The organism is Maritalea myrionectae DSM 19524, from assembly GCF_000423365.1.
GTDB lineage: Bacteria > Pseudomonadota > Alphaproteobacteria > Rhizobiales > Devosiaceae > Maritalea > Maritalea myrionectae.
The window spans coordinates 87,027-112,364 of record NZ_AUHV01000002.1 but is presented as its reverse complement, the minus strand read 5'-3'; the positions used below and the strand labels follow the sequence as shown (position 1 = coordinate 112,364).

Sequence of the window (25,338 nt, the reverse complement as noted above, 5' to 3'; positions counted from 1 at the left end):
CCAGCCTGCCAAGGCTTAGCTGAGAATTAAAATAACCTGTGGACCACGGCCTACTCGACAGGCTCGCGCTGCGGGTTTGCCCGCGCCTTGCTGGCAATTTGCGCCACAAGGTCCGCCAATTGTTTGTGGGTGCCCAAATTCATGCTGAGCCCTTTATCCACATCTTTGAGTTCTGCCGTGTGCGCAATGCTAAAGCCAAGCTTTTGCGCTTCTTTCAAGCGCGTGCCCGCATGGGATACAGGTCGAATGCCACCGGACAGGCTGACTTCACCGAAATAAACCGCGTCTGCAGGCAATGGGGCGTTTGTCAGCGAAGAGACCAGCGCCGCAGCGACCGCCAAATCGGCCGCAGGTTCAGAAATCTTCAGTCCACCCGCCACATTGAGGTAAATATCGTTTGCACCAATCCGAACGCCGCAATGGGTTTCGAGCACCGCGAGCACCATGGAGAGGCGCGCATTATCCCAGCCGACAACGGCGCGGCGCGGCGTGCCCAAAGGCGAGGGCGACACCAGGGCCTGGATTTCCACCAGCACCGGGCGTGTGCCCTCCATGCCCGCAAAAACGGCTGAGCCCGTCGCTTCCTTATCCCGTTGATCAAGAAAGAGGGCTGAAGGGTTGGCCACTTCGCGCAGGCCCATATGCGCCATTTCGAACACGCCAATCTCGTCGGTCGCGCCATAACGGTTTTTAACCCCGCGCAAGATGCGGAAATTGTGGCCGCCTTCGCCTTCAAAATAGAGCACCGCATCGACCATATGCTCAACCACACGTGGCCCAGCGATCTGACCATCCTTGGTGACGTGGCCGACCAGCACAACCGCTGCGCCGGATTTTTTGGCAAATCGGGTCATCGCCTGCGCACTGGTGCGCACTTGGGTCACGGTGCCCGGCGCACTATCAATGCGATCAGTCCATAGGGTTTGAATGGAATCAAGGATCACCAGGTCTGGCTTGCCTGCAGATTCAAGTGTGGCCAAAATGGTTTCGACATGGGTTTCGCTGGCCAATTGCACGGGCGTATGCTCCACGCCGAGGCGGCTTGCCCGCAACCGCACTTGCGCGATCGCTTCTTCGCCTGAAATATAAACGACATTGTGGCCTTTTGCGGCCAACGCGGCGGCCGCTTGTAACAAAAGCGTCGATTTGCCGATGCCTGGATCGCCGCCCACAAGGCTGGCCGACCCCACAACAAAGCCGCCACCTGTGACACGATCCAGCTCTGAAATGCCTGTGGTGATGCGCTGGGCATCGTCAGTGGCTCCAGTGAGCGACACCAATTCAATCGGACGACCGGATGCTGTGACGGATTTTGGGCCCGAGCCAACCCCTGAATTGACTTGTTCTTCAACAATGGAGTTCCACTCGCCGCATCCATCGCAACGACCGGCCCATTTGGACGTGACATTGCCGCAAGCCTGGCAAATAAACTGCGCCTTTTGCTTAACCACTAGTCTGACGCTCCAATGTAGGTGCGGCGGTAGCGGCCGTGTAGATCAGTCAAAATCTCATAGCCGATGGTGCCTGCCGCATCTGCCAGATCATCGACAGAGACATTTGGCCCCAAAATTTCAACCATCTCACCCGGCACTGGGCCGTTTGGTCCCAAATCGGTGACGTCAATGGCGGTCGTATCCATGGAGACACGGCCAAGGACCGGCACCAACTGGCCCTTAATGGCCACGCGTGCGCCTAAATGATTGTTGGACGAACTGTGGGCGCGCAAAAACCCATCACCATAGCCAATAGAGGCGAGGGCGATGCGGCTGTCCCGCTCCAAGGTATAATCTGCGCCATAACCAACAGATTCGCCTGTTTTGGCATCGCGCACCTGCAAAATCGGCACTTCAAGATTGACCACATGCGACAGGGGATTTTTGCGGCCAGAGATGGCGCGACCGCCATAAAGGGCAATGCCCGGACGAACCAATTGGAAGTGGTTTTGCTTTGATCCCATCAACCCGGCGGAGTTGGCGAGCGAAGCCGGCGTTTCTGGAAAATGCGCCATGATCGACTGGAAAAATGCCAATTGGGTGCGGTTTTTCTCATGAGTGGGCTGATCACCGCAGGCCAAATGGCTCATGATCATTTGCGGCTGATAACCGGTTTTTTCCAATTGCTGGCGCACCCAGCTCACATCAGAAAGCCGAAAGCCCAATCGATTCATGCCTGTATCGAAATGAAGGCTTGAAGGATAGGCTTCGCCCTGTTCCACACAAAAGGCCAGCCATTCTTCCAGCATCGACATGGAATTTAGCACAGGCATCAAGCGCGCCTGGGCGTAAATCTCAGCGGTGCGCGGCCAAAGACCGCCCAGGATGAAAATGTGTGCGGCGGGCAGCGCTGCACGCAGCCGCAACCCTTCCTCCGGGTTGGCCACAAAAAAGAACTGCGCCCCTTCATTCGAAAGCGCTTTGGCGACTTCTTCAAGGCCCAACCCATACCCGTTCGACTTCACCACAGCAGCGGTGAGGGTGCCGGGGGAGATCTTGTCCAAGGCGGCCCAATTGCGCGCAATTGCGTTCAAATCAATTGTGAGTTGACCTGAACTCAAGAGCGAGGAAGCGGAGATGTCGGTCATATGTGTGTCCAATGGCTCAATACAAGGCAAATGAGATGCAGATCAAACTATTCCAACTGCTCTGGCAGATACTCATCTTTGGCCAAATTGCCAAAACGTGTAAGATTCGCATTAAAGTGTAGCTGTACTGTGCCTGTAGGACCATGCCTTTGCTTGGAAATAATCACTTCGGCGCGTCCCTCAACCTCATTCATTTTGGCTTGCCACTCGAAAAATTCAGGTGTGTTTTCCTGTGGCATCTTGCCTTTGAGGTAATATTCTTCCCGATAAACGAACAACACCACGTCGGCATCCTGCTCGATTGACCCCGATTCCCGAAGGTCAGCAAGTTGTGGCCGTTTGTCATCCCGTGCTTCCACCTGACGTGAAAGCTGGGAGAGGGCGATGATGGGGACTTCCAGCTCTTTGGCCAAGGCTTTCAAGCTGGTGGTAATCTCGGTCAATTCCTGCACCCGGTTGGCCTGAGATTTTGCAGAAGAACCAGACAGAAGCTGCAAATAGTCAACGATCAGCAGGTCCATGCCTTTTTGACGTTTCAAACGGCGGGCACGGGCGGCCAACTGGGAAATGGCCAAGCCACCAGTATCATCAATATAAAGCGGCGCTTTGGCCATGATGTTGGAGGCTTCAACCAGCTTGGAAAACTGGTTTTCGTGGATTTTACCGCGCCGAATATCGGACGAGGAAATACCCGACTGTTCCGCCAAAATACGCGTGGCGAGCTGTTCCGCGCTCATCTCCAAGGAGAAGAAGGCGACCACGCCGCCATTGGCGGGCTTGATGGTGCCATCTGGCAGCACCTCTGGCTCGTAAGCCTTGGCGATGTTAAACGCGATGTTGGTGGCCAAAGATGTTTTACCCATCGCGGGCCGCGCCGCCAGAATGATCAAGTCAGATCGTTGCAGGCCACCCATTTTTTGGTCCATATCCACTAGACCAGAAGCAAGACCAGAGAGCGACCCATCACGACGATAGGCTTCGCCCGCCATATTCACCGCTTCGCGCAGGGCCGCACTAAAATCAACAAAGCCACCATCTGACCGGCCTTTTTCAGCCAGTTCAAACAGCGCTTTTTCGGTGTTTTCAATTTGCAGGGAAGGCGGGCTGTCAAAATCTGCCGTATAGGCCTCATTAGCCAGTGTTTCACCCACGATGATCAGCCTGCGGCGGATGGCCAGATCATAAATGGTTTGTCCATAGTCAGACGCATTGATGATGGTGGTCGCGTCGGCCGCCAAACGCGCCAAATATTGCGTCATGGAGAACTCGGGCGTCAAATCATCCGGCAAAAAGGTTTTGACGGTGATGGGGGTCGCGCGTTTGCCGGTGCGGATAATCTTTGTGCACACCGAATAAATGTCCGCGTGGACTTGTTCATAAAAATGTTCGGCCAGCAGAAAATCTGACACACGGTCAAATGCCTCGTTGTTCACAAGGATCGCGCCCAAAAGCGCTTGCTCTGCTTCAACATTGTGTGGCGCCTGCCGATAGTCCTCGGCCTGCGCTACGTCAAACTTTTGTGCCGCTTCCATTCTTATACCCCTTGGGTCCTGACCCCGAACCAATTGTCCATATTATGACGGGTTTGGCCAGTCACAACCCAGATGAATTCACTTTTATTGTTTTGCCTATTCGTTGCCCTGTGATCAATGGGGAAAAGATACAATAGGCGGAAAAACACACAACGTTTCTCAATGGCAACAAAAAAGGCTGGAGCAAAACTCCAGCCTTCATAAATTTGTCTGCAAAGAAATGCTTATTCAGCTTTTTCTTCTTCCGCAGCAGCCTCTTCGGCAGCTTCAGCTTCGTCCGCTGCTTCTTCAGCAGCTTCTTCGGCGGCGTCTTCAATTTCTTGAGGGATCTCGTCGAAATTCATGACGGTCATGTCTTCGCCTTGTGCCTGACGATCAGCTTCGTCTTGCGAACGTGCAACGTTTACAGTGATTTCAGAAATCACTTCAGCGTGCAGGTTCAACGCAACTTTGTGCAAGCCAACAGCTTTAATTGGTGCGTTCAACTCAACCTGTGAACGGCCAACCTTGATGTTGTCTTCAGCCAAGCTGTCTGTAATGTCACGAGCAGAAACTGAACCGTAAAGCACACCAGTTTCACCAGCCTGACGCAGGATGGTGACTGATTTGCCGTTTACAGCTTCGGCAACAGCCATCGCTGAATCGCGACGCTCAGCGTTACGCTTTTCAATTTCTTCACGCTCAGCTTCAAAACGGGCGCGGTTTGCTTTGTTGGCACGCAATGCCCGGTCAGTTGGCAACAAATAGTTACGTGCAAAGCCGTCTTTAACGGTCACTTCGTCACCAATGGTGCCCAAACGACCAACGCGCTCAAGAAGGATAACTTTCATTTTAAATCTCCAATGCTGTCCCGCAATTTGCGGTTAGGGGAGGTTTCCCCAACGTTCGGCGAACCGAACTTAACTTACAACGTAAGGCAAAAGGCCCAAGAAACGTGCGCGTTTGATTGCGCGTGCCAATTCACGCTGCTTTTTCGCAGAAACAGCAGTGATACGGCTTGGAACAATTTTGCCACGCTCTGAAACATAACGCTGCAACAAGCGAACATCTTTATAGTCGATCTGTGGAGCGTTAGCGCCAGAGAAAGGACATGTTTTACGACGACGCTGGAAAGGACGACGTGTTTGTGTACCGGATAGATCACGAATAGCCATGCTCAACTCTCCTTAGAAACGACGTGGGCCGCGACGATCATTGCGATCATCACGTTTTTGCATCATTGGCGATGGGCCTTCTTCGTGCTCATCAACGCGAACAGTCATAAAGCGCAACAAATCTTCATTAATGCGCATTTGACGCTCCATCTCAGCAATTGTGGTTGCTGGCGCATCAATGTTCAGCAAAGTGTAGTGTGCTTTGCGGTTTTTGTTGATGCGGAATGTCAATGATTTCAGACCCCAATATTCAGTTTTGTTCACTGAACCACCATTTGTGGTGACAAGGTCTGTAACTGTTTTGGTTAGCTCTTCCACCTGTGATGTGGAAATATCCTGACGTGCCAGGAAAATATGCTCGTACAATGGCATATTATTCGCCTTTTGTTTGGTTTACACTTTCGTTCATCCGCCGGCGCAAAGCCCCTTTGAAGCCTTCAAAAGGCGTCAAAGAAATCTTACAAAGAGCGGGAACACGGGAGGCCGATGCCCTTCCTGGCATCATCTGCTGCGCTTGCCAATCGGCAATAACAAACAGTCCTCCGTTCAGCCCCCGGCCAAACGAACTTGGGCTATGTAAATCGGACAGGTTGAAAAAGCAAGCCTAAAGCACCGATTTTCTCGGCTTTTTTGGCTGGTCAATCCCCATACTTACACACAGGCGAAATCGCAATTGGCCGAGTTTGTCCTTGCGTCTCAATCTGAGCAAACTATAAACTCCCCGAAAATTTATAAGAAAAACGGGGAGAGGCCAATCTATGTCCACGTCAAATGTACGCCCATTGCAGGCCAAAGATAAAGAGCGCTGGACGGAGCTTTACGCCGCCTATGCGCGTTTTTACAATTCGACCCAAAATGGCGACATGCGTGAACAAGTCTGGTCTTGGTTGATGGACGACACCAATGAGCTGCAAGGGCTTGTGGCAACGGACAAAAAGAAAAATGTTGTCGGCATCGCCCACTTTCGCCCGTTTTTGCGCCCTTTGGCGGCCTCGAAAGGGGCGTTTCTGGATGACCTTTTTGTTGACCCATCCCACCGCGGCACTGGCGCGGCTGAGGAGCTGATCAATGAAATTAAGCGGTTGGCGCAAGAAAATGGATGGTCCATTGTGCGCTGGGTGACTGCAGATAATAATTACCGTGCGCGTGCTGTTTATGATCGCATGGCGCGTAAAACCGACTGGCTGACATACGATATTCAGCTATAGTTTTTTGGATTTAAGTGAGGCCTTAAATTATGAGTTCTACCGCATTCACATTCCCCGGGCAGGGCAGCCAAGCCGTCGGCATGGGCCAAGAGCTGGCCGAAAACTTCGATGTGGCGAAAAAAGTGTTTGAGGAAGTCGATGACGCGCTTCAAACCAAATTGTCGTCCATCATGTTTGGCGGCCCCGATGAGACCTTGCGGCTAACCGAAAACGCTCAACCCGCCTTGATGGCTGTATCAATGGCCGTGATCCGCGTGCTGGAAAGCAAGGGCGTTCATGTTGGCGATGTGGCCAAATATGTGGCTGGACACTCTTTGGGCGAATATTCAGCCCTGTGTGCCGCTGGCGCACTATCCATTGGCGATACCGCACGTCTGTTGCAGGTGCGTGGTCGCGCCATGCAACAAGCTGTGCCCGTTGGCGAAGGCGCGATGGCCGCGATCCTCGGCCTCGAATATGCCGATGTGGAAGATGTGGTGCAAGCCGCGGCCCAAGGGTCCGTGGTTGAAGTTGCCAACGACAATGCGCCTGGACAAATTGTGGTTTCAGGGGCGGCCTCTGCGGTGGAGCGCGCTGTAGAAATGGCCAAAGCCAAAGGCGCAAAACGCGCCATGCTGCTGCCCGTGTCAGCCCCTTTCCATTGCACCATGATGGGCCCAGCTGCTGAGGCCATGGAAGCTGCATTGGCCAGCGCTGATTTGAAAGAGCCGGTGGTGCCTGTAGTGTCGAACGTGCTGGCCGCGCCCATTTCAGACCCGAGCGAAATTAAAAAACGCCTCGTGGAGCAAGTATGTGGCAAAGTGCGTTGGTCGCAGTCCGTTGAATGGATGACCGGCGAGGGCGGCATTGATACGCTTGTCGAACTGGGCACAGGCAAAGTGCTGACTGGCTTGGCCCGTCGCATCAACCGCGATGCAAAGGCCATTGCGGTGAACACGCCTGCGGATATTGACAGCTTGGTTGAAAGCCTGTCCTAGAATTTGTTACACAACCCCGGAATGATAAGGGAAGAATAAATGTTTGATTTGAGCGGCAAAAGAGCCTTGGTCACCGGCGCAAGCGGCGGCATTGGTCGTGCCATCGCCGAAAAACTGGCCGAAGCGGGCGCAACCGTGGGCCTTTCCGGCACACGCGTGAACGTACTGGAAGAAGTGGCGAGTGGCATTTCTGGCGACACACATATTTTGCCTTGCAATCTTTCGGATAAAGACAGTGTTGATGCGTTGATTCCATCCGCTGTCGAAGCCATGGGCGGCCTGGATATCCTGGTCAACAATGCGGGCATCACCCGCGATAATATTTTTATGCGCATGAAAGACGAAGAGTGGGACGATGTAATTGCGGTGAATTTGACCGCAGCGTTCCGCTTGTCGCGTGCAGCTGTTAAAGTGATGATGAAGCAGCGTTATGGCCGCATCATCGGCATCACTTCTGTTGTCGGCGTGACCGGTAACCCCGGCCAGGGCAACTATGCTGCATCTAAGGCTGGATTGATCGGCATGTCTAAAGCGATCGCCCAAGAAGTGGCGAGCCGCAATGTGACGGTAAACACCATCGCACCGGGCTTTATCGCCTCTGCCATGACTGATGAATTGAATGAAAAGCAACGGGATGGTATTTTGGCCACAATTCCGACAGGTCGCTTGGGTACAGCAGACGAAGTTGCTGCAGGCGCAGTGTTTTTGGCCAGTGACGAAGCATCATATGTGACCGGCCAAACCATGCACATTAATGGTGGCATGGCCATGATTTAGACCATGGTGAGAATTTGTTTCTCAATATGGTCAAATGTGGAAAAGTATGATAATGCCCCGTCGAACACGGGTCCAAACAAGCCTTAACCTTGATTTTATTCAAGATGAGGTGCATTTAAACGGACAACTCGCCACAAAATGTGGTGCCGTTGAACTAAATTGAAGACTTTTAGGTGAAGAGGAACCAAATATGAGCGATATTGCAGATCGCGTTCGCAAGATCGTTGTTGAGCATTTGAATGTAGATGCCGACAAAGTGACAGAAAAAGCCAGCTTTATTGATGATCTTGGCGCGGATTCGCTCGATCAGGTTGAACTGGTTATGGCGTTTGAAGAAGAATTCAGCGTTGAAATCCCTGATGATGCCGCCGAATCTATCCAAAAATTTGGCGATGCAGTTTCTTTCCTTGAAAAGGCTGTGAAGTAAGACCGTAAGCGGCCGTAGGACATCATAGATGAAGTTGCGCAGAGTTGTTGTCACCGGTCTTGGCATTGTGAGCCCTTTGGGCGCGAATGTTGAGACCGTCTGGAAGAATATTCTTGACGGAAAGAGCGGAGCCAAAAAGGTAGACGAATTCGACGTGTCAGATTTGGCATGTCAGATCGCCTGCCGCATTCCGCTTGGTGACAGTGCAGATGGCAAGTTCAATCCTGATGACTGGATGGATGTAAAAGAACAACGAAAGGTAGACCCTTTCATTGTTTATGCCATGGCGGCCGCAGGTCAGGCGCTTCAAGACAGTGGTTTTGAAGCGCAAACAGACGAACAAAAAGAACGGGCCGGTGTTTTAATCGGCTCGGGCATTGGCGGCGTAGGGGGCATTTATGATGCGTCCATCACGCTTGCTGAAAAAGGCCCGCGGCGGATTAGCCCGTTTTTTATCCCCGGACGCTTGATTAATCTGGCCTCTGGCTATGTTTCAATCCGTCATGGATTGAAAGGACCAAACCATTCTGTTGTAACCGCCTGTTCAACTGGAGCGCACGCCATTGGCGATGCGGCACGGCTGATCGCGCTGGATGATGCAGATATTATGGTCGCTGGCGGCGCAGAATCGCCGATCAACCGCCTTTCCTTGGCAGGTTTTGCGGCATGTCGCGCCCTCTCAACAGGTTTTAATGACGATCCACAACGCGCCTCGCGCCCCTATGACAAAGACCGCGATGGTTTTGTGATGGGCGAAGGTGCCGGTACCGTCATTTTGGAAGAATATGAACATGCCAAAGCCCGCGGCGCCAAAATCTACGGCGAAGTGGTCGGCTATGGCCTTTCCGGTGACGCCCACCACATCACGGCCCCTGCGGCCGATGGCAATGGCGGCTACCGCTCCATGCAAGCAGCGATCAAACGCGCTGGAATGGACGTGAGCGAGATCGACTATGTAAACGCCCATGGCACATCAACGCCACTCGGCGATGAGATCGAACTGGGTGCGGTGACCCGATTGATGGGCGATCACGCGAAGAACGTGACCATGTCGTCTACCAAATCAGCTGTTGGCCACTTGTTGGGCGCAGCGGGTGCCGTTGAAGCGATCTTCTCCATTTTGGCGATGCGCGATAATATGGCGCCACCTACCATTAATCTTGATAATCCTTCGGTCGAAACTGAGATCGATTTGGTGCCAAACAAGTCAAAAGCTAAAGAGATCAATGTGGCGCTGTCCAACTCATTTGGCTTTGGCGGCACAAATGCCTCATTGGTGTTCAAAAAAGTTAGCTAGGGTTTAAAAGCCTGGATCGACAAAAAGAGCGGGGAAGATAAATCTTCGCTCTTGTTTTTGCCCCAATCATCTATTCAGTATAGCGCCAAAATCATAATAAGCAGGGTGCCATGTTTGGAAAACGCAAAAACAAAATCCGCAAAAAGCCAAATAAATTTGTGCAGGTCGCAAATGCCTTCATGTCCCTGATTATTTTGGGGCTCGTGATTGGCGGCGGCCTGATTTATTATGGCATTAGCCAGTTCAATGCGGATGGCCCTGTGGACAGCGAAATCATTTTTGCCGTCCCTCAAGGCGCAGGCGTTTCCACCATTGCCCGCAAACTGCAGGATGAAGGTGTCATCACCAACTCATTCATTTTCCGCTTTGGCACCGTGGCGCTGGATAAAGATACCGAGATTAAGGCCGGCGAATATCGCATTGCTGCAAATTCATCCATGCGGGATATTTTGACCGAACTGACCGAAGGCCGAGCCATCCAATATAATGTGACGATTCCTGAGGGCTTCACCTCGTGGCAAATCGTGGAACGCCTTAAAGCAGCCGAGCTTTTGACAGGTGAAATTGACGAAATTCCAGCCGAAGGTGATTTGTTGCCAAACACCTATAACTTTGAGCGTGGTGCAACCCGCCAAAGCGTGTTGGAGCAAATGAAAGTGGCGCATGACGAAGCGCTGGCTGAGATTTGGGAAAACCGCGTTGAAGGTCTGCCGATTGAAACGCCCGAAGAACTGGTGATTTTGGCCTCTATTGTCGAAAAAGAAACCGGCTTGGCCGAAGAGCGCCCCGAAGTGGCTGGTGTCTTTATCAACCGTTTGAACAAAGGCATGCGCCTGCAATCAGACCCAACAATCATTTATGGCATCACCAAGGGTGAGGGCGTTTTGGGACGCGGGCTAAAGCGTTCTGAAATTGACGCCAAAACTGAATATAACACCTACCAAATTGATGGCTTGCCGGTTGGCCCCATTGCCAATCCTGGCATTGAATCCATGAAGGCTGTGGCCAACCCGGCAGAGACTGACGCGCTCTACTTTGTGGCAGATGGCAGCGGCGGCCACGCCTTTGCCAACACATATAAAGAGCATCAGGCGAACGTGGCGGCATGGCGCAAAATCGAAAAAGAACGTATCGCGGCAGAGGAGGCGGCGGCACAGGCAGAAAAAGAAGCGCTGGAGCAAGAAGAAGCTGAAAAGCTGGACGAAGACAGCAGCAATCAATAAAAGAGGCGCAAGAAAAGGCGCAAAGGAGAGCTGATATGTCCAAACCCATCGCTAGCATGACCGGTTTCGCCCGGGCATCAGGGGGCATTTCTGGCGCGTCTTTTAATCTTGAAATCAAGTCGGTCAACTCACGCGGGTTAGACCTGCGCTTGCGGGTGCCGCAGGGGCTTGATGATTTGGAAAATGTGCTCCGGCAGAAGTTGACCAAAGCGTTGACCCGTGGGGCAGTGCAGGTCAATCTCAACCTCACTTATGAACATTTGCAAAGTGAAGTCACCGTCAACGCCCAGGCGTTGAGCACGGTGCTGGCCGCGATTGATGATTTGAGCGGCAAAGTGGAAGCGGATCGTCCACGACTTGACGGGATTTTGGCCCTGAAAGGCGTGTTGGAGCTCAACGAAGCCAAGCTCAGCGATGATCAATTGGCGGAACTCAAAAATGAAATCTTGGCGGCAGCCGATGCCGCAATCGCCGATCTGATCGCATCGCGTCAGGCGGAGGGTCTAAACATTCAAGCCTTCCTGACCCAGCGCTTGGTCGAAATAGCTGAATTCACCCTAAAAGCGGAAGAGCATCCCGCGCGAAGCCGCGAGGTCATTTTGGAAAAGCTAACAGGGCAAATTGCCTTGTTGCAAGAGGGCGACAACGGCTTAGCCGAGGATCGACTGCACGCCGAAGCGCTGGTGCTGGCGACCAAAGCCGATATCCGCGAGGAACTGGACCGTCTTGCCGCCCATGTGGCCGCTGCGCGCAAGCTTTTAAATGGCGGCGGTGCCGTGGGGCGCAAGCTGGACTTTCTGGCTCAGGAGTTTAACCGCGAAGCCAACACCCTATGCTCAAAGAGCAATCATGTGGATCTGACTGCAATTGGCCTTGATCTCAAAGCCGCAATCGACCAATTACGTGAACAAGTACAGAATATAGAATAGGACCTTCCATGTTTGATCGTCGGGGCTTGATGCTCATTCTTTCGTCGCCATCCGGCGCAGGCAAAACGTCAATTTCGCGCACCATCTTGCAGCAAGATCCAAATCTCAAATTGTCGATCTCAGTCACGACGCGGCCAAAGCGGGCCAACGAAGTAGATGGCGTGGACTATTTTTTCAAAACTGTCGACGAGTTCAACGAGATGCGCGACAAGGGTGAACTGCTGGAATGGGCCGAAGTGCACGGCAATTATTATGGTACGCCGAAAGCAGCCATTGAAATTGAGCTTGATGCCGGGCGCGATGTTTTGTTCGACATCGATTATCAAGGGGCCATCCAATTGTATGAGAGGTGCCCTGAAGACATCATCGGCGTCTTCATCCTGCCGCCCTCCATTGCGGAGCTGAAACACCGCCTGGAGCGCCGTGCGGATGATAGCGCCGAAGTGATCCGTCGTCGCCTGACCACAGCGCAACAAGAGCTTAAGCAATGGGAAAGCTACGACTACATCATCGTGAACCACGATCTCGATGATAGCTGTGCCGCCGTTGCATCCATCCTTCATTCGGCACGTATGATGCCGTCACGGCAGAAAAACTTGTCCAACTTTATCAGTGGCTTGCAAAGCGAACTTGATTCAATCTTGTGACTGGGTGAAAAGCGCGCCAAATGGTGAACGTCGTTCACCATCACGCATTTTTTATGGCGCGAAACGTTCACAAGCCTGTACAATGATTGTCTAACGTGCTAATTAATTAGTGCTGACAAAGAGATGTGCAGAACTGAAATTTTGGAAATTTTCCGCCAATTTGGATGTTTTGCCAGTCCACCATCTTTTTGTATTTGCGCTCACGATACTCAATATTAGGCACGAATATTGCTGTGTCCACCCGCTCGTGGTTCGAGCGGGTGTTTTGCATTTTAGGGGTAGATTCCTAGCGATTTGCCTCAACCCACCTGGCCATATCGACAAAACACTCCACATCCAGTTGCTCCGCACGTTCGGTGCCTTTCAGTGACAATGCGTCAAACAGGGCCGGTAAATCTACATTCAACGCTTTTAGGCTTTGCCGCAGCATTTTGCGACGTTGTCCAAAGGCGGCGCGCGTTACATGCTCAATAGTGTTCGCCGCCACCTGATTGGCACTCGGCTTCGGCACCATATGCACAATGGCTGAGCTAACCTTCGGCGGCGGCGTAAACGCGCCTGGGCCGACATTGAGGCCGACTTTGGCGTCACAGCGCCATTGCGACAAGATTGAGAGGCGGCCGAACGCTTTGCTGCCGCTCGGGGCGCAAATCCGGTCTGCCACTTCTTTTTGAAACATCAAGGTCAAACTGTCGAAATAGGGGGGCCAAGGATCGTCGAGCCAGCCTGTGAGCAGCGGCGTCGCGATATTATAGGGCAAATTGGCGACGATCTTCGTCGGACCATCAGCCAAGGCGCGATAATCCACCTCCATCGCGTCACCAGCGATGACTTGCAATCGATCAGGATAAGCCGCTTCAATTTCTGCCAGAGCGGGCAGGGCACGGTCATCGCGTTCTATCGCGATAACTTTCTTCGCGCCTGACGCCAACAACCCACGTGTCAGCCCGCCTGGGCCAGGGCCAACTTCAATAATGGTGTGTTGATCCAGCGGCGCTGCAATGCGCGCGATACGAGCGGTAAGGTTCAAATCGAGCAGAAAGTTTTGCCCCAGTTCTTTTTTGGCCCGCAAACCATGGTTGGCGATCACCTCGCGCAAAGGTGGCAATTCATCTATCTGGCTCATAATGCACAACCAATCGGGAACGGGGGACTATGTCTGCGTCTCAGGCTTTTGTGCCATTTCATCTGCGATGGCAAGTGCTTTTAAAAAGCTGTTCGGCGACGCGGTGCCTTTGCCAGCCAAGGTAAGTGCGGTGCCGTGATCTGGCGACGTGCGCACAATCGGCAGGCCTAAGGTGATGTTGACGCCTTCGTCAAAACCAATGGCTTTGACGGGGATCAGAGCTTGATCATGGTACATGGCGATCATCGCATCATATTGGGACCAGATATGCGGCGCAAAGGCGGTGTCGGCTGGCAATGGCCCGGCCACCTTGATACCTTCAGCTTCCAGTTGCTGTAGGGCGGGCACGACAATGTCAATCTCTTCACTGCCCATCGTGCCATCTTCGCCCGCGTGTGGGTTAAGGCCTGTCACCCCGATTTGTGGGTTTTCGATACGAAACCTGTTCTGCAGGTCGCGATGAACAATCCGGACAGTCTCCATGATCAATTGCGGCGTTAGCGTTTCAAACACTTGCCGCAGTGCCATATGAATGGTCACCGGCACCGCGCGGCGATCCCCATGAGCCAGCATCATGATTGGGGTGAGGGGGATGCCGTCTCCAGCGCAAAGCGCTGCCAGATATTCGGTGTGGCCCGGAAAATCAAAGCCTTCCTTATAAAGGTTCGCTTTATGGATGGGCGCGGTCACCAAGCCACGGCATTGCCCTTCATTGATGGCATTGACGCTCTTGCTGATTGCATCAATCACCATATTGGCAGCTTCTGGCACCAACACACCCGGCTGATTTGCAACGCGATGTCCCAAATCCACCACAGGCAGGGCGTGTTCAAAGACCTCAGGCGCTGCGGCTGGATTTGTGGCCTCAATCTTTATGTCCAATCCCAACTGCTCGGCCCGTGACCGCAGCAAATCGGGATCGCCAAAGACGCAAAAAACGGGCAGCCGGTTGGCCACCCGTTTTTCAAAGCTCTGTAAAATCAGATCCGGACCGATGCCCGCAGGCTCTCCAATTGAAACAGCAAGCGGTGCCAAACCCATGATTTACCTATATTCAATAGACGCACGTTCACGCAATGTCGCGAGATATTCCTCAGCTTCGTCTTTCAGCTTTTCTGTACCAACTTCATTGCGCAATTTGTTTTTGACGAAGGTCAAATCTTCTGCTGCTGTCTTGGCGCAAATGGCCAACATCTGTACGCCGCTGGCAATTGTGCGAGGCTTCGAGATGCCGCCCACATTCAGCTTGGCAAGTTCTTGTGCAACCGGCTTGGCCAATTGTGTCGAGTGACGACGGCCCATCTTGCGCACCGCAGCGTCACGATAGGAAAGCGCCAGATCAACTGCATTGTCGCAGCCATTGAAGTTGCGACGATATTGATTGGCTTCGTTCGTACGTGAGCGCGTTGTCCCCGTTGTGTTGAGGAACACGATTTCGGTGAGCATGAAATCGTAATTTGTGGTCTCACCGACTTCTTCGCGGGCCGCGAGGTCGAGTTCCAAATCTGAGATTTGTACTTTTTGGCGCAACACGTTGGCCACCACGCCTTGCCAGGCCAGCTGCGCTCGCAGTTTGTCTTTCAAGGTCTTTGATTGTACCCCAGCGGCATTCAAAATCTCATTCAGCTTCGATGTCGAAAGCTTAAGATTAACGGCGACTTTGGCATATGCATCGCGCACGGCTGAATCGGGAACCGAACGACCGATGCGTTCCATCTCGCCGATCATCAAGGCTTCGTCAATCAGCTCTTCTTTTGCCAATCGCAAGCGGTCATTATTAGATTTTCCACGTCGCTCCAACCGCATGAATTTTGCCCGTTGGCTGATATCCGTGTCGGTGATGGTTTTGCCATTGACGACAACCTTAACTGTGGCCGCAAAGCTGGCTGGTGCGAAAGTGGTTAAACTCAACATCGCGATGAAGACAAGGCTGAAAATGCGCATACTCGATAGTTCCCAATTTAATCTCGGAAGGTGTTTAGCACACATGCAGACCAAATGCGGCTATTTTTTGAGGTAGTCTATGGAGTCACCACTAAAAATCATAGTCGTAAGCGTAATCGCCAATCATTTTCAGGTTGAGTTTCGCCCCTATGGTGTCCTTGGGATCAAGCGTATTGGCGGATGAACGGTTATAATAGATCGTCCCACCCAAATAGCCATCATCATAGCTGACATCGCTGCCGTAGCTCACAAAGCTTTGATCCGCGATATCATAGTTGGAATAGGCGCCAACACTCCAATAATCATCAATGAATATGCGGACGTCGCCGCCCACTTCATGCCGTTCCTGCGTCGCGCCTGGTGAGACATTCTGGTGGGCATAGCTATAGAATGCGCCGGCACTGAAAATGTCGGTGGTATATTTTCCTGCAATTGAGCCCCTGGCAACTTGCCCATTTTGCGGATCAATCAATGTCTTGGCGCCAAGTGTGACGCCGTCAAACGGCGCGCCTTGGATGCCCGCAACAATATAGGAAGGGGATTGATCTGCACCGCTGCCGATGCCCGTTTGATTGGGATTGGCAACAGATGCGGCGTTGGTGCCGCCCAATTGGAAAGATTGACCCACGACAATATCGACCCAGCGGCCATTCCCAAAGTCAGCGTTATACTGGCCGCCGATCGCCAATCGCGTGCCGCTATCCTGCCGATCTTCGCCGGAGAACCGATTGAAACTGAACAGATTACTGTCATCAAACACAAAGCTTTGCGCATCATCATTGGTGATGCCGGTATTTGTGGGGCCGCCGCGGGAAACAAGCTGCAAGCGCGGGGCAAAATAATGCTTGGTGCCAGAGCTGTCGGTGCCCACCAGGGGCCAACTAACATCAAGCGCTGCGATTGGTGTGGCGCTATACACCAGATCGGCCGCTGGCGCACCAGCATATCCGCTCGCCCCATCATATTGGGCCACGTCAGCGCGGGCACCCAAATAGGGGGCAATCAATAGTCCGCCCGGCGCAACCCATTGCTTCGACCAGCCCGCTTCAAGCGTCAAATGCGACTTCGCCCCTTCAAAACCAAACACGTGTGGCGTGCCGTTTACAATGGTGGCGTGATCATCTGCGCGTTCAAGATGGATCAACTTGCCAGATAGACGTACTTCGCCCCAATCATTGGCCAGCTGCTGAACATGGTTGGCCTCAATTTTAGGGGCAATTAACGCCTGCTGCGCTTCATTGCTCGCCCCGTTTTCGTCTAGGCCCACATATTGCTCAACACGCGCATCGACATAGCTATCCTCTTCGAGGTAGGTGCCATAAACACGATTGACCGCATAGTCGCCTTCGCGATCACCAACATCATAGTCGGTCAAGAAGGAGCGATCAGAGAAAAGCGTATATGCGCCTCCAATGGTCAAATGTTCAGTCGGCGTATATGTGGCTGAGGCTTGCACTGCACCTCGCATATTTCGATCACCCAACTTGCCTGCAAAGGCTGAAGGGTTGAACTGATAAATCCCATAGCCAGTGACCTTCACAGAAGTCACTCTGGTTGAACGCGACCAATCCAATTGACCCAATACACCTTGGTTGGTGAAAATCGTTGGTGTCAGCGTTAAGTTGGTGCGCGGATCATGCAAGATAAAGCCAGGATAGGCGATGCCTACGCCCAACTCTGAGGAATAGGACAGCCGTGCTTTAAGCAGTTCGTCATAATCGGTCAAAGAGGGGTCTGGGATTGTGAGATAGGGGATCGTCGCAATCGGCACACCAGCGAACACCATAGAGGGGCGCTCAAAATAGATTGTTTTTTCTTCGGTGTTGCGGACAATGCGCACCGCTTTGATCCGCCAGCCAATTTCACGTCCATTTTCATCGATACAAGTGCCGCAAGGGGTAATGTCTGCATCGTTGAGGTCAAGGCTGCGATTGGGTTTGATTTCCGCTTCTGCGGCGGAGAGCCAGTAGCCTGCTTCATCCTGAAAAATCAGGTTCTCAAGTAAACCCTGGCGAAAATCGCCCGTTAGATTGGCTTTGTCGGCAACATAGACCAACCCGTCCGGGTCTCTTACCGCAACGTCACCCACAAGTTCGACTTCGCGCGTGTTGCGATTATAAACCACACGCTGCGCCTTGATGAGATAGCCTTCTGCCGAAAGCTCAACATCGCCAGTGGCGATGATCAGGTTTTGCTCTTGCAATACCGTAAGTGTTTGCGCGGTAAAATTGAGATCACTTGTCGTGGAAAGGGCTTGGCCAGCAAAATAGTTGGAGGGCAGAAGCTCGGTCTGTTGCGCCATTGCGGCAGGCACAAATGCGCAGGTCGCCAGCAAACCAAGGCCAAGCAACGCAGACTTGAACTTCCCCTTATGCGTGCATATACGCGTCACGCTCATCCATCTTCCTTTTGCAAAAGAACAGTTGTGCCAACCACAATTGCTACAATCGCCGGTCCCCATGCCGCCAACAACGCATTGATATCACCGGATTCCCCAGCGCGGTCGGCAAGCTTAGTCAAAATATACACGACAAACCCTAACAAAATTCCGTAAATTATGTGAGTACCCGACGTGCCCAGACGTGAATAACCCGATGTAAATGCAAACGCAATTAATAATGTGCCAACGAGCACAATTGGCAAGGCCTCCAACCGCCGCATTCGCATTTGCGCGGCATATTCAGCGGGGGTTGTGATGGTTTTATCACGTAATTGCGCTTTCAACTCAAAAATGGACATTCGCGAGATAGACCCCAGCTGCAAACGCAATTGCTCCGCGCTGAACGTTGTGGCGAGGGTGAAGGTCTCAAATCGCTTGGTCGGGACACCGGATTCGCTGATGGTTCCATCGGTCAGTTCCCACTCATAATTCTCATAGCGCGCCTGCGCCGCGATAATCTGGCGATTGTCGCCATTTTTGCCGCCCAACATGAATATCCGAACGCCGTTCATGGCGTCACCAGTGTTTAAGATCTCATCGGCCTTTATGATATAGCGGCCATCCGCGTTTTGCTGTTCGATCCAGCCGGAACGACGATTGAGTGTGCCGGACGTGGAGGATTGAGCCTTTATTTGAGCGTCCACCACATCATTTAAGCGCAACACGATGGGGTCAAGCGCATAACTCACACTCAGGCCAACAAGAATAGCGAAGATCAGCGGCGCACGCACAAGCCCCCAAATGGAAATGCCAGAAGCTTTGGCGACGATTAGTTCGCGATGATTTTGCAAATCGCTGATGGCGATCACGCCGCCAATTACAAAGGAAATCGGGAGGAGGTCCATGCTCCACACTGCAGCGGTGAGTGCAGCAGACGAAAGGGTCGTGAGCGGATTTGAGGTAATGCCAGCGCCCGCCCGGTTGCCAAATTCAACAATTTCGATCAAGCCGACCAACGCAAAAAACAGGCTCATCACCAAAAGGACCGATTTGAAGATCTTGATGCTCACATGTAGGCCGAGATAGGTCATGTAGCGCCTCCCAGTTTCGGTGGGCGCCGCAATAACCCTTGCCGCAAGGCCAAGGGGAACACCACCAATAGCGGCAAAAGGGCCGGGACATACACCAGGGGCGCGAGGGCCGGGGAGCTAAACACGAATTGCTCGACCCCGGTGCCAACAACTTTAACGACCACCGCGATGCTCAACACGACGAAATCGACGCTGACACGCGACCTACCGCGCATTGTGTTGGGACGAGATACCATGAAGAAGGCGAGCAGGCCCATGGTGAATACATAAAGGGCACCTGCATTACGCAGATGAAGGCTGTATTGTTCGCGCGCTGAAAGGCCGTCGGCGCTGCCCCGCATAAGCAGTTGCAACGAGTTGGAGAGAACACTGCTTGCCGAATTGCTGTCGGTAATGTCAGCCAAGGCCAAGGAATATGTTTCAAATTCCAAGCCACTCATTTTGCCATTGGCGTAGGTATAATATTGGATTGCGCCGCGCTTTAACCGCACCGTGAGCACATCGTCCACCTGAGCGAGTTGCGATTCTTCGGCCACGATGGTTTGCGACCGCAATGGATCGCGCGTGTCATAAATGAAAAAGCCTAGGCCCGTGCCATCTGGCGCACGCTCTCGGATCATCATCGTCAAGCCGGGGGCAACTTGAGTAAAACGGCCCGGTCGTGATGAGTTGGCCACCAAATCCGCGTTAATCTGATCGCTTTGCACGGCAATATGATATTTGGCTGTTGGCACGATAAAATGGGCCAAGGACAGGCTGGCAAAAATGGATAGACAGATGAATATGGTCCAAGAGCGGATTAACGGGCGAAGGCCGACCCCGGCATAAATCGGGAAAATCTCTTTCGACAACTGCAACCCGCGCACTGTGCGCGAAACGCCCAGCGCCACACAAAGAAATAACACAATGTTCAAAATATCAGGAATGCTCAGGAATGACTGATAGATCATGGCGCTAATGCCTTGACCCTTATTGGTCACCAAGTCGACGGCCCTTAGCAGTTGAATGAGCCAGCCGAGAAAGCACAGCAAAAATGCGATGCCTGCTGCCGCAACCAAATATTTTTTAAGTATGTAGCGAGTCAGCAGTTCCATACATAACTTTTGCCACAGCTTTGGCGGCGCCACCATCCTTTTTAGCAGCAATTTTATCTATCGAAATTTTTTTGATCCTGGTTGCACTTTTCTGCGTTCTGACGCAGTTTATTAAAAATCCAAAAAAAGCGCCCAAGCGCGCACCTCCAAACAAATGGGATAGAGAAATGGGTCAAACGTTGACAATTGCCATTGCCGAACATGGCAAGGGCGCAGGCGAAAACATTGTGATCACCGTAGATGCGGACCTCAAATTCAGCGGCGAGAGTAAAGCCATTTGGGATCAAACGGGTCTTGATATTGAAAAGCTGGCGCGCGCGGCAAAATTCAAAGGCAAAAAAGGCAGCTTCTTGCCGATATTGGCACCACAAAATCTCGATGCTGATTTGCTTGTAATCGCGGGCACGGACGGTCTGCTCAAAGACAGCCCAAAATATGAATTTGCCGGATTCGGCGGCAAGCTCATTGACCAGTTGAGCACTCGACCGGGCGCAAACACGCGCGTGATCTTGGATGGCGATATTTTTGAAGCAGAAAATGTTGCGGAAATCGCTGCTGGCCTTCAACTCAGCAACTACCGTTTTGATAAATATAAAACCAAAACAAAGGATGAGGAGCGGCCCGCCGAACTGAAATTGACCCTTGAGGTGAATGATGTCGCCGGCGCCAAGGCCGCGCATAAAACCCGTGATTGTGTGACACAAGGCACATTGTTTGCGCGTGACTTGGTGAACGAACCCGCCAACACCTTGGGCACGTTGGAATTTGCCGACGCTGTCAAAAGCCTTGAAGCAGATGGCATGGAAGTCGAACTGCTTGATGAGCCCAAAATGAAAGAATTGGGCATGGGCGCACTGTTGGGCGTGGCGCAAGGGTCAGTTCGTCCGCCACGCTTGGCGATCATGAAATGGAATGGTGGCGCGAAAGATGAGGCGCCCGTGGCGTTCGTCGGCAAAGGCGTTGTGTTTGACAGTGGGGGCCTGTCCATCAAACCCGCTGGTGGCATGGAAGACATGAAAGGCGATATGGGCGGCGCTGGTGCGGTGGCCGGATTGATGAAAACCGTTTCGCTGCGCAAACCCAAAATCAATGTGATTGGCGTGATCGGCTTGGTTGAAAACATGTTGGATGCCAACGCCCAACGCCCGGGCGATATTGTCACCTCCATGTCTGGCCAAACCATCGAAGTGCTCAACACTGACGCGGAAGGGCGTTTGGTGCTGGCAGATGCGCTTTGGTACACAAAAGAAACGTTCAAGCCGAAATTTATGGTCAACCTTGCGACATTGACAGGCGCCAATATGGTGGCATTGGGCAATGAACATGCGGGACTGTTTTCGAACAGCGATGAACTGGCCGAGCACATCACGGCAGCAGGCTTGGAAACAGACGAAAAAGTCTGGCGCTTCCCAATGGGCCCCGCCTATGACAAGCTGATCGACAGCAAAAACGCCGATATGAAAAATATCGGTGGCCGCTGGGCAGGGGCCATCACTGCGGCGCAGTTTTTGAAGCGTTTTGTGGGCGAAACCGATTGGGCGCACCTTGACCTATCAACGGCAATGAATGTGCCAGCAACGGCGGTCAATAAAAGCTGGGCCACAGGCTTTGGTGTTTATTTGCTCGACCAAATGATGCGCAATCACTACGAATAACCAAAACAAAAGGAGCAGGCAGCGTGACAGAAATTTTGTTCTACCATTTGGAGCAAAAGCCTTTGGAGGCCGTGCTGCCTGTCTTGCTTGAAAAGACGCTTGAAAGGGGCTGGCGCGCTATGGTGGAGTGCGCCAATCCAACCAAACTCAGTGCACTGGATGAGGCGCTATGGACGTTTCGGCCCGACAGCTTTTTGCCCCATATGGTGCTGAGCGATCAAATGGAAGTGGATGAACTGGCCGAAATGCCAGTGCTGATTGCGAATAGCGCCGAAAACCCCAACAACGCTCAAATCCGCTTTTATGTCGAGGGCGCGGTCCCCGAAAAAGCGGATAAATATGAGCGGGTTGTGTTCATGTTCAACGGCCATGACCCCGACGCCGTCACCCGCGCGCGGCAGGCGTGGAAAGCCCTTTCGGAAGAGCACGAGCTGACCTATTGGCAGCAAGAGCCCAATGGCCGCTGGGTGAAAAAGGCGTAGGCTATTCTTCTGCCAGAATATCCTCGATCACCAGATCAAGGAACAAGTCCGTCAATTCATAACACATAACAATTTCAGGTACTTCGGGATCGTAATATGCATTTGCCTCGTCACAGGAAGTGGCGCGGAATACTGTTTCTTCTGGCAAGGTGTCCGCAAAACGCTGCTGCAACTCTTCCATCATGCCCGAGTTTTTAACGAGAGTCGCGGAAAGCTCGGTTTCATCGTTGGGTTCGTCATAGACAATCTTGGCGGTGTAGCCTTCACCGCGCGAGGGGTCGATAAAGGACTCGGTCATCACAGCCCAAGATTGCTCCAACTGCTCGTAGTCCACGGCACACAGATCAATTCGGTCCTCATCCAATCCATATTCTGCAGCAAATTCGCCAAAGGTCTCAATGCTCTGCCCGGCCATGAGGCAGACAATTTGATAGGAGCGCTGGATGTCGAGGCTGTGGCTGTCGTAAAAATCAGCTTCCTCGAAATCTTCGGTGTTGGAGATGTCTGATAAATACCAGCCGTCGGCCGCGTCGAATAGGATGTTGTCAAATTCTTCGTCGCGCTCGCTCAGCAGGATGACCGAAGCGATATTGTCCGCCGCATCTTCCTCTTTGCCCAAAATCGGCAAGCCAAATTGGGAAATCACCAAGTGGCCGAATTCGTGATAAAGCACGAAACGTGTGTTGTTTTGCGCAAATTCCACCGCTTCGTCATATTGATCATCAGTGAGGTCTTGCGCCAATGCGGGGGCGAATGCCGCCCCCAGCAAAATCAATAGACTCAACACAAAACGCTTCATACTTACCCCCGCTAGAGGCCAAGTTCGTCCTGTGCCTCTTCCAATGTTGCCAGCTTTTCCAGCCAAAGCTCTTCCGCTGTTTCAATATCTTTGGCTAAATCTGCCCGATCTTTGCCCAATTGCACAGCTTTTTCCTGATCTTTTTGAAAAAGGTCCGGGTCTTCAAGCGCTTTGTCGGTTTTGGCCAACTGCTGATTCAGTTTTTCAACCTTTGATTCTAACTGCTTGATTTCCTTGCGTAAGGGCGCGAGTTGGGCGCGCTTTTCCGCGGCAACTTTGCGGTCCTTCTTCTTGTCGCCGGGGCTGTTGGCCTTGTTCGGCTCGGGCTTATCACGGGTGCCGGTGAGGGAGCGTTGGTAGGTGTCCAGATCATAATCGCACACCGAAATAGTGCCTTCCGCGGCAATCCAAAGCTGGTCCACTGTGGCCTCGATCAGGTGCCGATCGTGGGAGATGATCAGAACTGCGCCTTCATATTCATTGAGCGCCTGCACCAAAGCGTCACGGCTATCAATGTCCAAATGGTTGGTCGGTTCGTCAAGGATCAAGAGGTTGGGGCCATTAAACGTCACCAACCCCATCAAAAGTCGCGCTTTCTCACCACCGGAAAGATTTTCCGCCAGCGTATCCATCCGCGATGTGGTCAAGCCCATTTGTGCCACACGGGCGCGGCGCTTGGCCTCGCTATCATAAGGCATGAGCGGTTCCACATGCTCCAGCGGTGTTTGCTTGGGCTTGAGCATATCCATCTGATGCTGGGCGAAGTGGGCCACATTGAGCTTTCGCGCCTTGGTGAGGCGGCCATCCATCAATTGCAATTCGCCCGCGAGCAATTTGGCAAAGGTGGATTTGCCGTTGCCGTTGATGCCAACGAGCGCAATGCGATCTTCAGGATCGATACGCCCATTCATACGGCTTAAGATTGGTTTGCCGTCGTAACCAGTCGAGGCGTTTTCAAGATCAATGATCGGCGCAGAGACCGCGCGTTTGGGCTGAGGGAAGGTGAAGGGGGCCACATGTTCATCAAACAGGGCTTCCACCGGCTTGATCTTTTCAATGCGCTTCAGGCGTGACTGCGCCTGCTTGGCCTTGGTGGCCTTGGCGCGGAATCGATCCACAAAACTCTGCATATGGGCGATCTGCTCAAGCTGCTTTTCGCGCTGCTTATTGTTGATGTCCATCTGCAGGCGGCGGTTTTCTTCAAACTGGTCATAGGCACCGCGATAAAAGGTGAGGCCACCCTTATCCAAATGCACAATGGAACTCACCGCTTTGTTCAGAAGGTCGCGATCGTGACTGATCATAAAGACCGTATAGGGATAGTTCGCCAGATAGCCTTCAAGCCATAAGGTGCCTTCCAAATCCAAATAGTTGGTCGGTTCATCGAGCAACAACAGGTCTGGCTTGGCAAACAAAACGCCAGCCAGCGAAACACGCATACGCCAGCCGCCAGATAAATTAGCGCAAGGCTCGTTCTGCTTGGTCTGGTCAAAGCCCAAGCCTTTCAGAATCGCGCTTGCACGTGCCTCGGCGGAATGGGCCTCGATTTCGGCCAAGCGTGTGTGCACCTCGCCAATGCGCATCGGGTCGGTCACCGTTTCGGCTTCGGCCAAAAGGTTCAGGCGCTCTTTATCCGCTTCCAGCACAATATCCATCACGCTGTCTTGCGTCGCGGGGGCTTCCTGGGCGACGGAACCCATTTTGGCGCGGTGGTGAATTTCCACGGTGCCGGAATCTGTAGGGATTTCGCCCTTCAGAATGCGGAACAGGGTGGTTTTACCCGAACCATTGCGGCCCACAAAACCCGCCTTGGAACCGGTGGGCAAAGTCAGGCTCGCATTGTCAAACAGCGTACGACCTTCAATGGAGTAATTTAGATTGGATATTTTCAGCATTTTTCGAGCAGCTTTCGAACGGCCTAATTTTGTTCATTATTCGAGATTAGTTTGAGCATTCACACCAAATGGCGCGCCATTATTTAAGCGTTGATGTTTTAGGTGTGCATTGAAAAATTT

23 protein-coding genes and 1 pseudogene are annotated in these 25,338 nt (G+C 52.5%); 10 read left to right on the top strand and 14 right to left on the bottom strand.

Going from position 1 to position 25,338, the window contains the following annotated elements:
• Positions 1-50 precede the first annotated feature (50 nt).
• The 6 genes and pseudogenes from radA to rpsF all read right to left on the bottom strand — a co-directional run.
• On the bottom strand, positions 51-1,451 hold the full coding sequence (radA, locus tag G549_RS0100560) for a DNA repair protein RadA (RefSeq protein WP_027833392.1): 1,401 nt from the start codon (positions 1,449-1,451) through the stop codon (positions 51-53).
• Positions 1,451-2,581, bottom strand: coding sequence for an alanine racemase (alr, locus tag G549_RS0100555; RefSeq protein ID WP_027833391.1), 1,131 nt, complete (start codon positions 2,579-2,581; stop codon positions 1,451-1,453). The genes radA and alr overlap by 1 nt, the downstream gene beginning before the upstream one ends.
• A 47-nt stretch (positions 2,582-2,628) precedes the next feature.
• A complete protein-coding gene (locus G549_RS0100550; protein WP_027833390.1) occupies positions 2,629-4,113 on the bottom strand; it encodes a replicative DNA helicase in 1,485 nt (494 codons plus the stop codon).
• A gap of 224 nt (positions 4,114-4,337) precedes the next feature.
• On the bottom strand, positions 4,338-4,943 hold the full coding sequence (rplI, locus tag G549_RS0100545; protein WP_027833389.1) for a 50S ribosomal protein L9: 606 nt from the start codon (positions 4,941-4,943) through the stop codon (positions 4,338-4,340).
• A gap of 69 nt (positions 4,944-5,012) precedes the next feature.
• The gene (gene rpsR / locus G549_RS0100540) at positions 5,013-5,267 is read right to left on the bottom strand and encodes a 30S ribosomal protein S18 (RefSeq protein ID WP_425462121.1); all 255 of its coding nucleotides are present in this window, start codon (positions 5,265-5,267) and stop codon (positions 5,013-5,015) included.
• 21 nt (positions 5,268-5,288) lie between these two features.
• Positions 5,289-5,639: pseudogene (gene rpsF, locus G549_RS18345) on the bottom strand (30S ribosomal protein S6); the annotation flags it as partial.
• Between the two features lie 386 nt (positions 5,640-6,025).
• Here rpsF and G549_RS0100530 point away from each other — a divergent pair.
• From G549_RS0100530 to gmk, 8 genes are all read left to right on the top strand, one after another.
• Positions 6,026-6,475 (top strand): GNAT family N-acetyltransferase, encoded by a 450-nt coding sequence (locus G549_RS0100530; protein WP_027833387.1) that lies wholly within the window; start codon positions 6,026-6,028, stop codon positions 6,473-6,475.
• A 29-nt stretch (positions 6,476-6,504) separates the two neighbouring features.
• Entirely contained in the window at positions 6,505-7,452 is a 948-nt protein-coding gene (gene fabD, locus G549_RS0100525; RefSeq protein ID WP_027833386.1) for an ACP S-malonyltransferase, read from the top strand.
• Between the two features lie 39 nt (positions 7,453-7,491).
• On the top strand, positions 7,492-8,229 hold the full coding sequence (gene fabG / locus G549_RS0100520; protein ID WP_027833385.1) for a 3-oxoacyl-[acyl-carrier-protein] reductase: 738 nt from the start codon (positions 7,492-7,494) through the stop codon (positions 8,227-8,229).
• A 190-nt stretch (positions 8,230-8,419) separates the two neighbouring features.
• Positions 8,420-8,656 carry an acyl carrier protein gene (locus G549_RS0100515; protein WP_027833384.1) on the top strand — a complete coding sequence of 79 codons (237 nt, stop codon included), beginning with the start codon at positions 8,420-8,422 and terminating at the stop codon, positions 8,654-8,656.
• A gap of 34 nt (positions 8,657-8,690) precedes the next feature.
• A complete protein-coding gene (gene fabF, locus G549_RS0100510; RefSeq protein WP_027833383.1) occupies positions 8,691-9,953 on the top strand; it encodes a beta-ketoacyl-ACP synthase II in 1,263 nt (420 codons plus the stop codon).
• Positions 9,954-10,132: 179 nt separating this feature from the next.
• Complete coding sequence (mltG, locus tag G549_RS18340; RefSeq protein WP_084633999.1) at positions 10,133-11,176, top strand: endolytic transglycosylase MltG; 1,044 nt, start codon at positions 10,133-10,135, stop codon at positions 11,174-11,176.
• Between the two features lie 35 nt (positions 11,177-11,211).
• Positions 11,212-12,105 (top strand): YicC/YloC family endoribonuclease, encoded by an 894-nt coding sequence (locus G549_RS0100500; protein WP_036220684.1) that lies wholly within the window; start codon positions 11,212-11,214, stop codon positions 12,103-12,105.
• An 8-nt stretch (positions 12,106-12,113) separates the two neighbouring features.
• Entirely contained in the window at positions 12,114-12,752 is a 639-nt protein-coding gene (gmk, locus tag G549_RS0100495; protein ID WP_036220682.1) for a guanylate kinase, read from the top strand.
• 286 nt (positions 12,753-13,038) lie between these two features.
• On the opposite strand, the gene rsmA is transcribed toward gmk, so the two are convergent.
• From rsmA to G549_RS0100460, 6 genes are all read right to left on the bottom strand, one after another.
• Positions 13,039-13,878, bottom strand: coding sequence for a 16S rRNA (adenine(1518)-N(6)/adenine(1519)-N(6))-dimethyltransferase RsmA (gene rsmA / locus G549_RS0100485; protein WP_027833380.1), 840 nt, complete (start codon positions 13,876-13,878; stop codon positions 13,039-13,041).
• A 27-nt stretch (positions 13,879-13,905) separates the two neighbouring features.
• On the bottom strand, positions 13,906-14,919 hold the full coding sequence (gene pdxA / locus G549_RS0100480) for a 4-hydroxythreonine-4-phosphate dehydrogenase PdxA (RefSeq protein WP_027833379.1): 1,014 nt from the start codon (positions 14,917-14,919) through the stop codon (positions 13,906-13,908).
• Positions 14,920-14,922: 3 nt separating this feature from the next.
• Positions 14,923-15,822, bottom strand: a complete 900-nt coding sequence (locus tag G549_RS0100475) for a peptidylprolyl isomerase (protein ID WP_027833378.1) — start codon at positions 15,820-15,822, stop codon at positions 14,923-14,925.
• A 91-nt stretch (positions 15,823-15,913) separates the two neighbouring features.
• Positions 15,914-18,220: an LPS-assembly protein LptD gene (locus G549_RS0100470; RefSeq protein WP_027833377.1), complete on the bottom strand. Its 2,307-nt coding sequence runs from the start codon at positions 18,218-18,220 to the stop codon at positions 15,914-15,916.
• Positions 18,217-19,293 carry an LptF/LptG family permease gene (locus tag G549_RS0100465; RefSeq protein WP_027833376.1) on the bottom strand — a complete coding sequence of 359 codons (1,077 nt, stop codon included), beginning with the start codon at positions 19,291-19,293 and terminating at the stop codon, positions 18,217-18,219. The genes G549_RS0100470 and G549_RS0100465 overlap by 4 nt, the downstream gene beginning before the upstream one ends.
• Entirely contained in the window at positions 19,290-20,387 is a 1,098-nt protein-coding gene (locus tag G549_RS0100460) for an LptF/LptG family permease (protein WP_036220678.1), read from the bottom strand. The genes G549_RS0100465 and G549_RS0100460 overlap by 4 nt, the downstream gene beginning before the upstream one ends.
• A gap of 167 nt (positions 20,388-20,554) precedes the next feature.
• Here G549_RS0100460 and G549_RS0100455 point away from each other — a divergent pair, with 167 nt between their 5' ends.
• Complete coding sequence (locus G549_RS0100455) at positions 20,555-22,042, top strand: leucyl aminopeptidase (protein ID WP_027833374.1); 1,488 nt, start codon at positions 20,555-20,557, stop codon at positions 22,040-22,042.
• Between the two features lie 23 nt (positions 22,043-22,065).
• Entirely contained in the window at positions 22,066-22,524 is a 459-nt protein-coding gene (locus G549_RS0100450) for a DNA polymerase III subunit chi (RefSeq protein ID WP_027833373.1), read from the top strand.
• A gap of 1 nt (position 22,525) precedes the next feature.
• On the opposite strand, the gene G549_RS0100445 is transcribed toward G549_RS0100450, so the two are convergent.
• Together G549_RS0100445 and G549_RS0100440 are read right to left on the bottom strand one after the other, a co-directional pair.
• The gene (locus G549_RS0100445; protein WP_027833372.1) at positions 22,526-23,323 is read right to left on the bottom strand and encodes a DUF4344 domain-containing metallopeptidase; all 798 of its coding nucleotides are present in this window, start codon (positions 23,321-23,323) and stop codon (positions 22,526-22,528) included.
• Between the two features lie 11 nt (positions 23,324-23,334).
• Positions 23,335-25,218 (bottom strand): ABC-F family ATP-binding cassette domain-containing protein, encoded by a 1,884-nt coding sequence (locus G549_RS0100440; protein WP_027833371.1) that lies wholly within the window; start codon positions 25,216-25,218, stop codon positions 23,335-23,337.
• Between the last annotated feature and the right edge of the window lie 120 nt (positions 25,219-25,338).